At 73.9% G+C, this 510-nt stretch carries 1 protein-coding gene; it reads left to right on the forward strand.

Annotated elements, in window-relative coordinates:
* Window positions 1-15: 15 nt before the first annotated feature.
* A partial coding sequence (locus tag AB0G02_RS37010; protein ID WP_360804203.1) for a DJ-1/PfpI family protein occupies window positions 16-510 on the forward strand: 495 nt, incomplete at its 3' end.

The raw sequence follows: 510 nt of genomic DNA on the forward strand, positions 1-510 counted from the left end.
GCGAGCATGGCACGAGTGCTGATCCTGGCGGGCGACGCCGCCGAGGAACTCGACTCGATGTACCCGGTCTTCCGCCTGCGCGAAGGCGGCCACGAAGCGGTCGTGGCCGCTCCCACCAGGCGCGCGGTCAAGCTGGTGGTCCACGACTTCGAGCCCGGTTGTGACGCCTACACCGAGAAGCCGGGCCACCTGCTGCCGGTGGACCTGGCCTTCGGCGAGGTCGACCCGGAGGAGTACGACGGCCTGGTGATCCCCGGTGGGCGCGCGCCGGAGTACATCCGGACGGACCCGGACGTGGCCCGCGTCGTCGGGCACTTCTTCGACCGGGGGCTCCCGGTCGGCACGATCTGCCACGGCCCGCAGGTCCCCGCGGCCCTCGGGCTCCTGCGCGGCCGGACCACCGCCGCCTACCCGCCGCTGCGGGTGGACATGGAGCTGGCCGGCGCGACGTTCGTCGACGCGCCCGACGTGGTCGACCGCGCGATGGTGTCCTGCCGCGGCTGGCCGGAC

It is taken from the genome of Actinosynnema sp. NPDC023658 (genome assembly GCF_040639995.1).
Classification (GTDB): Bacteria; Actinomycetota; Actinomycetes; order Mycobacteriales; family Pseudonocardiaceae; genus Actinosynnema.